The sequence below is a fragment of the Chelatococcus asaccharovorans genome (genome assembly GCF_003201475.1).
GTDB classification, from domain to species: Bacteria; Pseudomonadota; Alphaproteobacteria; order Rhizobiales; family Beijerinckiaceae; genus Chelatococcus; species Chelatococcus asaccharovorans.
Genome location: NZ_QJJK01000001.1, coordinates 543618 through 556603, shown reverse-complemented (window position 1 = coordinate 556603; position 12986 = coordinate 543618). Strand labels below are relative to the sequence as shown.

General features: G+C 67.2%; 12 protein-coding genes. 10 read left to right on the top strand and 2 right to left on the bottom strand.

Annotated features, from left to right (window positions below; all coding sequences use genetic code 11):
- Window positions 1–108: 108 nt before the first annotated feature.
- Window positions 109–1059 (bottom strand): DMT family transporter, encoded by a 951-nt coding sequence (locus C7450_RS02695; RefSeq protein WP_210206345.1) that lies wholly within the window; start codon window positions 1057–1059, stop codon window positions 109–111.
- Between the two features lie 291 nt (window positions 1060–1350).
- On the bottom strand, window positions 1351–2778 hold the full coding sequence (locus tag C7450_RS02690) for an FAD-dependent oxidoreductase (protein WP_245449440.1): 1428 nt from the start codon (window positions 2776–2778) through the stop codon (window positions 1351–1353).
- A gap of 145 nt (window positions 2779–2923) precedes the next feature.
- On the opposite strand from C7450_RS02690, the gene leuC reads away from it, so the two are divergent.
- The 10 genes from leuC to C7450_RS02640 all read left to right on the top strand — a co-directional run bounded on the left by leuC (window position 2924) and on the right by C7450_RS02640 (window position 12986).
- On the top strand, window positions 2924–4342 hold the full coding sequence (leuC, locus tag C7450_RS02685; RefSeq protein WP_110372814.1) for a 3-isopropylmalate dehydratase large subunit: 1419 nt from the start codon (window positions 2924–2926) through the stop codon (window positions 4340–4342).
- The gene (gene leuD, locus C7450_RS02680) at window positions 4342–4959 is read left to right on the top strand and encodes a 3-isopropylmalate dehydratase small subunit (protein WP_110372813.1); all 618 of its coding nucleotides are present in this window, start codon (window positions 4342–4344) and stop codon (window positions 4957–4959) included. Before leuC ends, leuD begins: the two co-directional genes overlap by 1 nt.
- Window position 4960: 1 nt before the next feature.
- A complete protein-coding gene (locus C7450_RS02675) occupies window positions 4961–5932 on the top strand; it encodes an oxidoreductase (RefSeq protein WP_110372812.1) in 972 nt (323 codons plus the stop codon).
- Window positions 5933–6024: 92 nt separating this feature from the next.
- Window positions 6025–6885 carry a GntR family transcriptional regulator gene (locus C7450_RS02670; protein WP_110372811.1) on the top strand — a complete coding sequence of 287 codons (861 nt, stop codon included), beginning with the start codon at window positions 6025–6027 and terminating at the stop codon, window positions 6883–6885.
- Between the two features lie 87 nt (window positions 6886–6972).
- Window positions 6973–8196: an ABC transporter substrate-binding protein gene (locus tag C7450_RS02665; protein WP_110372810.1), complete on the top strand. Its 1224-nt coding sequence runs from the start codon at window positions 6973–6975 to the stop codon at window positions 8194–8196.
- Between the two features lie 67 nt (window positions 8197–8263).
- Window positions 8264–9136, top strand: coding sequence for a branched-chain amino acid ABC transporter permease (locus C7450_RS02660; RefSeq protein WP_110372809.1), 873 nt, complete (start codon window positions 8264–8266; stop codon window positions 9134–9136).
- Complete coding sequence (locus C7450_RS02655; protein ID WP_110372808.1) at window positions 9133–10116, top strand: branched-chain amino acid ABC transporter permease; 984 nt, start codon at window positions 9133–9135, stop codon at window positions 10114–10116. The genes C7450_RS02660 and C7450_RS02655 overlap by 4 nt, the downstream gene beginning before the upstream one ends.
- Window positions 10116–10862: an ABC transporter ATP-binding protein gene (locus tag C7450_RS02650; protein WP_110372807.1), complete on the top strand. Its 747-nt coding sequence runs from the start codon at window positions 10116–10118 to the stop codon at window positions 10860–10862. Before C7450_RS02655 ends, C7450_RS02650 begins: the two co-directional genes overlap by 1 nt.
- On the top strand, window positions 10855–11556 hold the full coding sequence (locus C7450_RS02645; RefSeq protein ID WP_110372806.1) for an ABC transporter ATP-binding protein: 702 nt from the start codon (window positions 10855–10857) through the stop codon (window positions 11554–11556). Before C7450_RS02650 ends, C7450_RS02645 begins: the two co-directional genes overlap by 8 nt.
- An 11-nt stretch (window positions 11557–11567) precedes the next feature.
- On the top strand, window positions 11568–12986 hold the full coding sequence (locus C7450_RS02640) for an MmgE/PrpD family protein (RefSeq protein ID WP_110372805.1): 1419 nt from the start codon (window positions 11568–11570) through the stop codon (window positions 12984–12986).

Genomic DNA, 12986 nt, shown 5'->3' with positions numbered 1-12986 from the left:
GTTCGCGCCGGAAGTCAAGGGAGCGCCGAAGGACGGATGTGCGCGGCCTGCATAGGCCGGCACGACCCACGCGCCACCCCCCGAGGGGCGCGGGAGGCCGGGGCTCCGCTAGGCCCTCCCGACCGCGGCGGTGATCTGGCGGTGAAGCAGACGCCAGGGACGGCCGTCGATGGCGGCGAGCCCGAGGCTGATCAGCGCCATGCCGGCGAGCTGCTTCGGCATGAGCGTCTCGTTCAGGACAAGGACGCCGAGCAGGATCGCGCTGACGGGAATGAGGAAGGTCACCAGCAAGAGGTTGGTGGCGCCGGCCGTGGCGAGGATGCGGAAGAAGAGCACATAGCCGAGCGCCGTTGACAGAGCCGCCACGCCGATGAGGGCGCCGATCGCCTCGAGGCTCGGCATCGGCAGCGTCCATGGGCGATCGACGATCAGCATGACGGGGATGAGCATGAGGCTCGACGCGGTCACTTGGCCCGCCGCAGTCACCATGGGCGCGACCCCCATGGCATGGAAGCGGCGCCCGAAGATGCCGGCGAGGGCATAGGATATCGCGGCGGCAAGGCACATAAGTTGTGCCGCGACATGCCCGCCCAGCGTCGAGAGGGCATCGAAGCCGACCATGACGGCGACGCCCAGGAAGCCGATGAGGACGCCGAGAAGCCGGTTGCCGGTCAGCTTCTCGTCGGTCGTCAGGACGTGCGCGAAGAGGACCGTGAACAACGGCGTCGAGGCGTTGAGGATCGAGGCGGCCCCGGACGCGATCTGCTGCTGGCCCCAGACGATCAGCGAGAACGGGATGGCATTATTGAGGAGGCCCATGCCGAAGAAGGCCGCCCAGATGCGGCGGCTTGTGGGCATGGGTTGGCCCATCATCCTGAGGACCGTGAGCAGAATGATGGCCGCCAGCCCGACACGGGCGACGACGACCGTGAAGACCGGTAACTCCTTGACCGCGACGGCATTGAAGAAGAACGATCCGCCCCACAGGGCCGACAGGGCGATGAGCATGGCCCATTCCCGCCACGTCATGGCGCGATTGGCAGATGGGGATACCGACATCGACCGTCCTCCGACCAGTGGCGCCACGCAATCCTTAGCGCACGCAATCCTTAGCGCAGTCTTGCCATGGCGCAGTCTTGCCACGGCGCACTCTCGCGCGAACGGGGCAACTGCCCGGAGATATGCCGCGATCACAGGCGCGACGATATCCGTTTCTTGCGGCCGAACTGCAACGCCCAAGATGCAAAATGCCGCGGACGTCGTCCGTCTAGTGGAGCGAATTTGACATGTGAGTCCCGCCTCACATCAGGCTCCAGATCAAATGTAAAATTCAAAAATCAAATAGAACCACTAGCCGGCCCCGCCGCCCGCTATCTTCTCCCCCGCAGCCCGGCCCGCGACGCGGCCGAGGGTGACGGCGGTGAGGAGGCCGTTGCCGGAGAGGTAGCCGGCGGCCTTCGCGCCGGAGACGCCGCAGGCGGCGCCGCCCGCGGCAAAGAGGTTCGGCAGGGGACGGCCGGCGCTGTCGAGGACCCGGGCTTCGTCGTCCACCACCAGTCCGCCCTGGGTATGGAAGAGCGCGCCGGTCACCTTCACCGCGCAATAGGGCGCCGAGAGCTGCGGTACGCCGGTGAAGTCCCGGCCGAAGGCATCGCGCGCGCCGGCTGTGCGGGTGCTTGCGGCCTTGGCCTCCGCGGTTGCGGTCATCGTCGCCGTAAGCGCCTCGGCCGGCACGCCCATGCGCGCGGCCAAGGTCGGCCAGTCGTCGGCGGTGACGATCGCGCCCATGGCCTCGGCGCGCTTGTAGTCCTCGAACTGGCGGGTGATGGCGGCGATGCGGTGGTCGAAGACCGTCCAGGCAAGACCCTGCGGCTGCGCCAGAACTTCGGCCGCCTGCTCGGAATAGCCGCGGGATTCGTCGCAGAAGCGCTCGCCCGCCAGGTTCACCTGGACGCCGCCCTCGCTGATCGTCGCCCAGCTGATGAGGATGCCGGCGGGATAGGCGACGGAGCCGTGGCCCTGATGGCCGGAGAGGTGGCGGGTGGCCGCGCCGAGCGCCTCGCCCCACAGGAGCGCGTCGCCCTTGTTGCCCTCATGGCCGAAATAGAGCGCCTCGGCGAGGGACGGAATATGCGCCTTCACGAGATCTTTATTCCCGCCGTAGCCGTTGCAGGCGAGAATGAGCTGGTCGCAGCCGACCTCGTCGCGCGAGCCGTCAGGCCTCACGAAGGCGAGGCCGGTGACGCGGTTGTCGGCGTCGGCGAAGAGCGTCGTGACATGGGCCTCGCAGAGAATGTCGATGCCGGCGTTCTCGGCGGCGCCCCGCAGGGCGTCGATCAGTTCCTCGCCGGAGCGGGTCGGCAGGCCATGCATGCGCCGCGCGCTGTGGCCGGGATAGCTGAAGTCGGCGATCACGGAGAAGGGCAGGCCATAGGTGGTGCCGAGCCATTCGATGGTGGGGCCGGCTTCTCGGGTGACCAGCGCGACGAGGCCGGGGTCCGGCTCGTTCTTGGCCTTCGCCATGACGTCGGCGGCGAAGACCTCTGGGCTGTCGGTGATGCCGGCGTCCTTCTGCCAGCGGGTGCCGGCGGCGGGAATAAGGCCGGCGGACAGCGCGGTCGAACCGCGGGGGAGGGCGTCGCGTTCGAGGACCAGCACGTCCGCGCCGGCCTCCCGGGCGGCGAGCGCGGCGATGAGGCCGGCGGCGCCGGCACCGATGACGACGACGGGTACGGCGAACGCGAAGGTCTTGTCGCCGTCACGGATCACTTCACTCACGGAAAGCCTCCCTGCACCGTCTGGTCACACACTTAGCTGTCCCATTTATGCGATATAAATCTGTATTAGAATTAAAACAAGATTTGCCTTGGAAGGCCAGTTGGGCGTAACCTTCATCAAGGAGAGGCAACAAGGAACAAGGCCGATGGCATTGGTCGCGGGCCCGCGCGCATTATTCGACAAGGTCTGGGATGCGCATGTCGTCGTTCAGCGTGAGGATGGACAGAACCTCCTCTGGATCGACCGGCATTTCCTGCATGAAGGCTCCTTCCATGCCTTCGACAAGCTGAAGGGGCGCGGCGCCGAGGTGGCGCGGCCGGATCTCACCTTCGGCATCGAAGACCACTATGTCCCCACGCGCGTCCGCGACCTCGCCAAGATCGATCCGGCGATCCGCGACATGATCGAGCGGCTGCGCGGCAATGCATCCCGCCATCATCTCAAGCTGTTCGGCCTTGATGATCCCGGCCAGGGCATCGTCCATGTGGTCGGGCCGGAGCAGGGGCTGACCCTGCCGGGCCTCACCATCGTCTGCGGCGACAGCCACACGGCGACCCACGGGGCGTTCGGCGCTCTCGCCTTCGGCATCGGCGCATCCGAGGTGGCGCATGTGCTGATGACCCAGACCCTGTGGCAGAAGCGCCCGAAGCGCATGCGCATCAATGTGGATGGCAAACTCGCGCCCGGCATCGTCGCCAAGGATATCGCCCTGTCGATCATCGCGGCCATCGGCGCCGACGGAGCGGCGGGTCACGCCATGGAATATGCCGGCTCGTCGGTTCGGGCGTTGTCGATGGAAGGGCGCCTCACGCTCTGCAACCTGTCCATCGAGGCGGGCGGGCGCTGCGGCATGGTCGCGCCGGACGAGACGACCATCGCCTATCTCCGGGGCCGCCCCTTCGCGCCCCAGGGTGCGGATTTCGACCGCGCCGCTGCCGACTGGCTGGCGCTCGCCAGCGATGCCGACGCGGTCTTCGACAAGGAAGTGAGCCTCGACGGGTCCGGGATCGCGCCGATCGTGACCTGGGGCACGAGCCCCGAGGATGCGCTCCCCATCACCATGGCCGTGCCGGACCCGGACAAGGCGGGTGACCCCGGCCGCGCGGCGCATATTCGCGACGCCATCGACTATATGGGCCTGAAGCCAGGGCAGAAGCTCACCGATATCCGGGTGGACCGCATCTTCATCGGCTCCTGCACCAACAGCCGTATCGAGGACATGCGCGCCGCAGCCGCCGTGCTCGCCGGCCGCAAGGCGCAGGTCCCGGGCCTCGTCTCGCCGGGCTCCGCGCAGGTGAAGCGCCAGGCGGAGGAGGAAGGCCTCGACCGCATCTTCACCGCGGCGGGCCTCGAATGGGTCGATTCCGGCTGTTCGATGTGCGTCGGCATGAACGGCGACCTCGTTGCGCCGGGCGAGCGCTGCGCCTCGACCACCAACCGCAATTTCCGCGGCCGCCAGGGGCCGGGCTCCCGCACCCATCTCATGTCGCCCGCCATGGCCGCGGCGGCGGCTGTCACCGGCCATCTCACGGACATGCGTCCGCTTTTGAAGGGGCGCAACTGATGGAGGCCTTCACCAAGCTGAACGGCATGGCCTGCCCGCTGCCGCTGTCGAGCGTCGACACCGACCAGCTCATTCCGGCCCGTTTCATGAAGCGTTCGCGCGCCGAGGGCTATGGCGGCTTTCTCCTGCACGACCTGCGCTTCGACGAGGCGGGCGCGCCGCGGCCGGACTTCCCTCTGAATGCGCCGGAACGGGCCGGCGCGCAGGTCATCGTCGCGAGGCGCAACTTCGGCAGCGGCTCCTCCCGCGAGGCGGCGGTCTATGCGCTTGTGGACTACGGGATCCGCTGCGTCATCGCGCCGAGCTTCGGCGACATCTTCGCCTCCAATGCGGTGAACAACGGCCTCCTGCCGGCCAAGGTCACGGAGGCCGATGGCGAGAGCCTCATCGCGGCGCTGGAGGACGGCGCGCACGACATGCTGGTCGATCTGGAGGATTGCCGCATCGTGGTCGGCAATCTCAGTGTGCCCTTCACGGTTGACCCGGTGTGGCGCACCAAGCTCCTCAACGGCTGGGACGACATCGACCTCACGATGAGCCAGGCGGATGCCATCAAGGCTTTTGTCGCGGCCGATGTGCAGGCTCGGCCCTGGGCCATGCCGCGGCGGGGTGGTTGAAATGAGCCTCGCCTCCACGCCCTTCACCATCGGCGGGCTCACGCTCAAGAACCGCATCGTCATGCCGCCGATGCAGCAGTATCAGGGCACGGCGGAGGCCTTCGCGACGGACTATCACGTGCATCACTATGCGCGGCGGGCGCGAGGCGGGGTCGGGCTTGTCATCATCGAGTCGACGGCGGTCGCGCCGGAAGGGCGGCTGATGGCTGATGACATCGGCCTGTTCAGTGACGCCCATATGGCGCCGGTCGCGGCGATCGCTGCGGCGGTCAAGGCCGAGGGCGTTCCGATCATCATGCAACTGAGCCATGGCGGCCGGAAGTCCCGCCCGCATCCGGGCTCCCGGCTGATCGCGCCGAGCGCCATTCCCCATGACGACGACTACGGCATGCCGGAGGCCATGAGCCGCGACGATATCACCCGTGTCGTCATGGCTTTTGCCACGGCGGCCCGCCGGGCGCTTGCCGCAGGTTTCGACGGTTTGGAGCTGCACGCGGCCCATGGTTACCTGCTGCATCAGTTCCTCTCGCCGCTGTCCAACACCCGTACCGATGCCTACGGCGGGGATCTCGAAGGGCGCAGCCGCATCATCGCCGATGTCATTCGCGCGGTGCGGGAAGCGGTGGGGCGCGACGTACCCGTCACCATCCGGGTGTCGGCGAGCGATTATCAGCCAGGCGGGCTGACCGCCGATAGGGTCGCCGCGGCGCTGGAGAGGCTGGTGCCGCTTGGCCTCGATGCCGTGCATGTGTCGTCCGGCGGTCTCTCGCCTGAGCCGCCACCGAATGCCGGGCCGGGCTACCAGGTCGGCTTCGCGCGGACCATCCGCGAGAGGATCAAGGTGCCGGTGATTGCCGTGGGTAATATCAGGACAAAGGCTCAGGTCGAGGACATCCTGGGTGAAGGCCACGCCGATCTCGTGGCGATCGGCCGGCCCTTGCTGGTACATCCGGATCTGGGCCGCGTCTTATGAAAAGGCCACTTTGCCGCGCTTGACAGGCCGCAGAGACGTGTCATGAATAATACAGGTTTCTGTATCTGATATAGAACAGAAAGAGGGGCGGGATGTCGAGCGTCGAGCCTTTAAAGGCGCGCAGACTCTATTTGCTGTTGCGTGACCGCATCGTCAGTGGCGAGGAGCGTCCGCAAAGCCGCCTGCCCAGCGAGCCCACCCTTGCCGAGCAGCATGGCGTGTCCCGCGTCACCGTGCGTCGCGCCCTCGACAAGCTTGCCAATGAGGGTCTCATCGAGCGCCGCCCCGGCTCCGGCACCTTCGTCAACGGCAGCAAGGCGAATTTCCCCGTCACGGCCGATTTCTCGAACCTGTTGTCCCATCTCGTGGAGATGGGGCGGCGCACCGAGGTCAAGCTTCTGTCCTTCGGCTATGTCCCGCCGACTCCCGTCCTCGCCGAAGCGCTGCGCCTGGAAGCTGGCGAGCGGGTGCAGCGTTCGGTGCGCCTGCGCGTCATCGACGGGCAGCCCTTCTCCTATCTCGTGACGCATGTGCCGGAACGTATCGGCGTGTCCTATTCGGAGGCGGATCTGGCGTCGAAACCGCTGCTCGAACTGCTGGAGCGCTCCGGGCTCGTGGCCGAACGCGCCAGCCAGACGATCGGCGCGACGCTCGCCGGGCCGGACATCGCCGAGGCGCTGGGGCTCGAGATCGGCGCAGCCCTTCTTGCCCTGACGCGCGTCGTCTACGCCCCGTCCGGCCAGGGCATCGAGCATCTGCACGCCTTCTACCGGCCGGATCGCTATTCGTTCCAGATGGATCTGGTGCGCACGGGGGCTGGCAATTCACGGTCCTGGACGCCCGTCGAGCGTGCGCGGAAAGGTGATGCAAAGCCGCGCAATGAAGCCTCGGCGCGGCCGGAATCGAACCCCCAGATGCGGCGGGGGGATGTGCCGCGCAGGACGAAGGCCTGAGGATCGCAACCGCCCGCCGGTTGTGAACGATGTCACCAAAAGCAAGGAGGCCGCCACCGAGGGGGCGGTTGTCAGAGGAGATTTGTGATGACCCTGTTCATGAAACCAGTGAGCCGCCGTGGCGCTCTCAAGGGGGGGATCGCCGCTGCTGCTGCCATCGCCGCACCGTCGGTGCTGCGGGCGGCCGAGCCGCCGGCGGTGAAAGTCGGCATCCTGCAGCCGGTGACGGGCGCGCTCGCCATGGATGGTGAGTTCGGGCGCACGGGTGCCGAACTTGCGATCGCCGATATCAACGCGGCGGGCGGTATCAAGGCGCTCGGTGGTGCCAAGATCGAGATGGTGTTCGGCGATGCGCGCTCCAATCCGGAGGCGGGCGTGCAGGAAGTCGAGCGCATGCAGAGCGAAGGCGTTGCGGCCATCGTCGGCGGTTTCGCGAGCCCGATCTGCCTCGCGGCGACCCAGGCCGCCGCGCGCTATGACCTGCCCTATATCGTCGACGTCGGCGTGTCCGATCAGATCATCCAGCGCGGGCTGAAGAACACCTTCCGCTTCGCGCCGGGCTTCGCGATCTGCACCCAGGCCGCCATCCAGAACCTGGTGCGCATCAACGAGGCCGCCGGCAAGCCCGCCAAGACCATTGCGCTCGTCCACGAGGACGGCCTGTTCGGTTCCGGCCTCGCCAAGCTGATGCAGACCGAATTGCCGAAGCACGGCTTCGAGATTGCCGAGACCATCGCCATCCCGACGCCTTCGCGCGACCTGTCCAACGTCGCGCTGCGCCTGCGTTCGCTCAACCCGGATCTCGTCATCCCGAGCACCTACTACGGCGAGACGGTGCTCCTGGCGCGCACCATGCAGCAGCAGCGCGTGCGGCCCAAGGCCGTCTATGCCGTGCTCAACGGCGCGGCCTCGAACATGCGCTTCGTCAAGGAGTTCCCGGAAGCGGCCGAGAACATCATGGACGTCAACCATTGGCAGGACCCGCGCAACCCGAAGAATGCCGAGCTGCAGAAGCGGGTCGTCGATGCCGGCAAGCAGTGGAACTACAACACCCCGCTCAACTACTCCTGCGTCATGCTGCTGGCCGATGCCATCGAGCGCGCGGGCTCTGCCGATCGCGCCAAGCTGATCGATTCCATCGCCGCTTCCACCTACGACAAGCACCTGATGCCCTACGGGCCGACGAAATTCGTGGGCGGCCAGAACCAGGGCGCGGCGCCGGTGTCGACCCAGGTGCAGAAGGCGACGATCCGGGTGGTCTATCCCGAGGCCTTCTCGGACGCCAAGCCGATCTTCCCCGTCCGGGGTTGATCTTCCCGCCGGGCGGCGCCTTCGCGGGCGCCGCCCGCTCCTCCCGTATTTGCAAGCGGATCGCTCGATGTACTCCCTTCCCATCGTCGCGGAAGCCATGCTCAATGGCCTTCTGACCGGTGCGGTCTATGCGCTGATCGCGCTGGGTCTGACGCTGGTGTATGGCGTCCTGCACATCATCAACTTCGCGCATGGGGCCTTCCTCACCTGCGCGATGTTCGCCGTCTGGCTGGCCAATACCTTTCTCGGCCTGGACCCCTATCTGGCGATCCTGCCGCTCACCCTGATCTTCTTTGCGATCGGCTATGCCGTTCAGCGCTTCGTCATCGGCCCGGCGAGCCATGGCGACGATGGCAATATCCTGCTCATCACGCTCGGGCTTTCCATCGTCATCGAGAATGCGCTGCTCGCCGGCTTCCGGTCCGATACGCGCTCACTCATGACGGATTATTCGTTCAACGTGTTTGAGGTCGGCCCCCTGCTCATCTCGCAGGCGCGGCTCTTCGGCTTCCTCGGGGCGGTTGTCGTCACGGGCCTCCTATGGCTGCTGCTTGCAGCCACCGATACCGGCAAGGCCATCCGCGCCGTCGCCAAGGAAAAGCTCGGCGCGCGCCTCGTCGGCATCAACGTCAGCCATGTCTTCGCGGTGACCTTCGGCATCGGCTGCGCCACGCTCGCCATCGCCGCCTGCCTGCTGATGCCGACCTTCTACGTCAATCCGCGCGTCGGCGGTGCCTTCGTGCTCGTCGCCTTCACCATCGTCGTTCTCGGCGGCATGGGCTCGATCACCGGGGCGCTCATCGGCGGGCTCTTCATCGGTGTCGTGGAAAGCCTCTGCGGCCTGTTCCTGGGCGAAAGCCTCGGCCAGATCGGCATCTTCATCATCTTCATCCTGGTGCTGCTGTTCCGGCCCACCGGTCTGTTCGGAGCACGGGCATGACGCGACGCGGCTATCTTCCCATCCTTCTCGTCCTCGCGGTCCTGGCGCTGCTGCCTTTCGCGGTGACATCGAACGTCGTGCTCAACTTCGTCGTCTTCGTGCTCATCATCACGCTGGCGGCGCAGGGCTGGAACCTTCTCGGCGGCGTCGGCGGGCAATCCTCCTTCGGCCATGCAGCCTTCTTCGGCACCGGCGCCTATGTCTCGGCCATCCTGCAGGTGCGCTTCGGCATCAATGCCTGGGTGGCGACGGCCGTCGCGGTCGCCGCAGGCGCGGCGGTCGGCTGGATCATCGGCTTCCTGTCCTTCCGGGCCGGGCTGCGTGGCTCCTATTTCGCGCTCGTCACGCTCGCCTTCGCCGAGGTGCTGCGCATTCTCGCCAATGCCGCCGGCTTCACGGGCGGCGCCGCCGGCCTGCTGATGAAACTGGACGTCGGTTTCTGGAACATGCAGTTCACCAGCCGCGCGGCCTTCCTCTGGCTCGCCCTCGGCTTCGTGGCGGTCGGGCTCATCGTCTCCCAGATGATCGCCAACTCTCGCTTCGGCGCGCAACTCGTCGCCGTGCGCGAAAACGAGGAGGCGGCGCGCGCCCTCGGCGTGGACGTGCTCTCCGTCAAGCTGAAGGCGATCACCGTGTCGGCGGCGCTGACGGCGGTCGCCGGCTGCCTCTATCTCCAATATTTCCTCTATATCGATGCCAATATCGCCTATGGCCTGTGGATCTCGGTCGAGGCGCTGCTCGCGCCGATGGTCGGCGGCCGCGGCCTCGTGCTCGGGCCGATCATCGGCGCCTTCACGCTGCATGGGCTCGGCGAGGCAAGCAAGCTTCTCGCGGGGCGCGTGCCGGGCATCGATCTCGCCGCCTATGGGGCGGTGCTGATCCTGGTCGTCGCCTTCGCGCCGGGCGGTGTGCTCGGCCTCCTGCGCAAACTCCGCTTCCGGTCGCAGCCCGTGGCTAAAACCGCCGAGGAGACCGCGTGATGCTCGAGGTCAAGGATATCACGATGCGCTTCGGCGGGCTCACCGCCGTCGGCGGCGCCTCCCTCAAGGTCGACAAGGGCCGCATCGTCGGGCTCATCGGCCCGAACGGCGCGGGCAAGACCACGCTGTTCGCCATCATCGCCGGCTTTCTCGATCCGACCGCCGGGCGTGTCATTTTCGAGGGCAGCGATATCACGCCGCTGCCGGCGCATGAGCGGGCGAAACTCGGCATCGCCCGCACCTTCCAGATCGTGCAGCCCTTCGCCGGCCTCGACGTGCGCGAGAATATCGCTGTCGGCGCCTATCTGCGCCATGCGCGCGCGGCGGAGGCTCACGCGAAGGCGGAGGCCGTGGCAAGGCGGGTCGGCCTCGGCGGCGATCTCGACAAGCAGGCGTCGAGCCTCACGGTCGCCGGCCGCAAGCGGCTCGAACTGGCGCGGGCCTTGGCGACCGAGCCGAAGCTCCTGCTGCTGGACGAGGTGCTGGCGGGCCTCAACCCATCGGAAATTCGCGACATCGTGCCGGTCATTCGCGCCATCCGCGACGAGGGCGTGACGATCCTGATGATCGAGCATGTCATGCAGGCGGTGATGAACCTCTGCGACGAGGTCTATGTCCTGGCGCAGGGCAAGATGATCGCCCAGGGCACGCCGCGCGAGGTCTGCGTCGATCCGCATGTGGTCGAGGCCTATCTCGGCAAGGGCGCGGCCGACCGTCTGCGTGCCGAGGAGGCGTCCCATGCTTGAGATCTCCGGTCTGCGCGCCGGCTACGGCGAGGTCGAGGTGCTGCGCGGCATCGATATCGCCGTGCACAGCGGCGAGATCGTCGCGGTGCTCGGCTCCAACGGCGTCGGCAAGACGACGCTGAATCATGTGCTCTCCGGCGTTCTCACGCCCCGCGCCGGATCGATCACATTCGAAGGCCGTTCCCTGATGGGCGCCGCTTCCACCGCGATCGTCGAGGCCGGGCTGATCCATGTGCCCGAAGGCCGCAAGATTTTCCCGAACATGAATGTGCGTGAAAATCTGGAGCTCGGCAGCTACCGTCGCGCGAAAAACAACCGGGCCCGCAATCTGGAGCGCGTCTTCGAGACCTTCCCGCGTCTGCGCGAGCGCATGGGCCAGGCGGCCGGCACACTCTCCGGCGGCGAGCAGCAGATGGTCGCCATCGGCCGTGGCATGATGGCGGAACCGCGTTTGCTCATCCTGGACGAGCCCTCGCTCGGCCTGTCGCCGCTCCTCGTCGAGGAGATGTTCACGCTGATCCGCAAGCTCAATGCGGATGGCATGCCGATCATGCTGGTCGAGCAGAACGTGGTGCAGTCGCTGGAAATCGCGCAACGCGCCTACATCATCGAGAACGGCATCGTCACCATGGCGGGGACGGCTGAAAGCATCGCGAGCGATCCCGAGCTCAAACGCGCCTATCTCGGATTGTAAGGAAAAGCCAAATGGGCATCGTGACCCCAAACGTTGTGCCGGCCTCGGTCCTGCTGGCCGAGCCGCAACCGGCCTGGCTCATCTGTTTCGCGGAATTCGCTAGGGCGCTTGATTTCGACGATCTCGACGCGGCGCTCGTCGCCCAGGCCAAACTGGTGCTGCTCGATTGCATCGGCGCGGTCGCGGCGGGCATGCAGGAGCCCGAAACACATGCGCTGGTGGCGCGTCTTGCGCGCCGGGGCGGACAGGAAGGCGTCGCCGCCATCGGCGCCGGGCGCCGCCTGCGCGCCGATGATGCGGCTTTCGCCAACGGCGTGGCCGGCACCATGCTGGAACTCGACGAGGGCAATTCCTTCGCCCGCGGCCATCCCGGCATCCACGTCCTGCCGGCGGCGCTCGCCGCGCGGCCGCTCGCCGAGGTCAATGGCCGGGATTTCCTGCTCGCCTTCATTCTCGGCTATGAGGTGGGCGCGCGGGTCGGCGCGGCCTCGCGCCTGCGCCCGACCGTGCATCCCCATGGCACCTGGGGCACCGTGGGGGCTGCCTTCGCGACGGCCTATCTGGACGGCGCCGACACCGACGCGCTCGTCGAGACCATCAATGTCGCCTCGACGCTCAGCATCGGCGCGAGCCTGCGCGCCATGCTCGAAGGCGCCACCGTGCGCAACAGCTTCGCCGGCTTCTCCGCCCGCAACGGCCTTTCCGCCTGGGATCTGGTGGCGAGCGGCTTCACCGGCGAGATCGACGGCGTGCGGACCGTCTACAGCGGCATCCTCGCGGAGGGCTTCAACCCCGACGTGATGGTGGAGGAGCTCGGTGCCCGCTGGGAAATCCAGCGCAACTATTTCAAGCGTCACGCCGCCTGCCGCTTCACTCACGGGGCGCTCGACGTGGTGGCGAAGCTGCTCGCCGCGCATGGCCCAATCGATCCGGCCGAGATCACCGGCATCGACGTGGTGACCTATGTCTGGGCGGCGCAACTCGACGGGCAGGAGCCCGCCAACATGCTCGCCGCGAAATTCTCGCTGCCCTTCGCCGTCGCGACCACGATCGCCCATGGCAGCGCCTCCGTGCCGGCCTTCCGCGCGCCGGCCCTGGGCGACGCCCGCATCGTCGCGCTCGCCAAGCGCGTGAAGGTCGACGAGGACCCGGCGATGAGCGCCATGCTGCCGGACAAGCGCCCGGCGCGCGTCACCATCCGCCTCGCCGACGGCCGTGTGCTCGCGGGCGAGACCTTCACCAACCGTGGTGACGCGGTCGATCCCTATGGGCCGGATGAGGTTGTCGCGAAATTCATGGAACTCGCCGTGCCGGTCTGGGGCGAGAGCCATGCAAACCGCATCCGGCAGGCGATCGACGGGCTCGATGAGATGACCAGCCTGACGGATTTGGACGCGCTGCTCGCGGAGCCGGCGCTCGAGGATCATTGA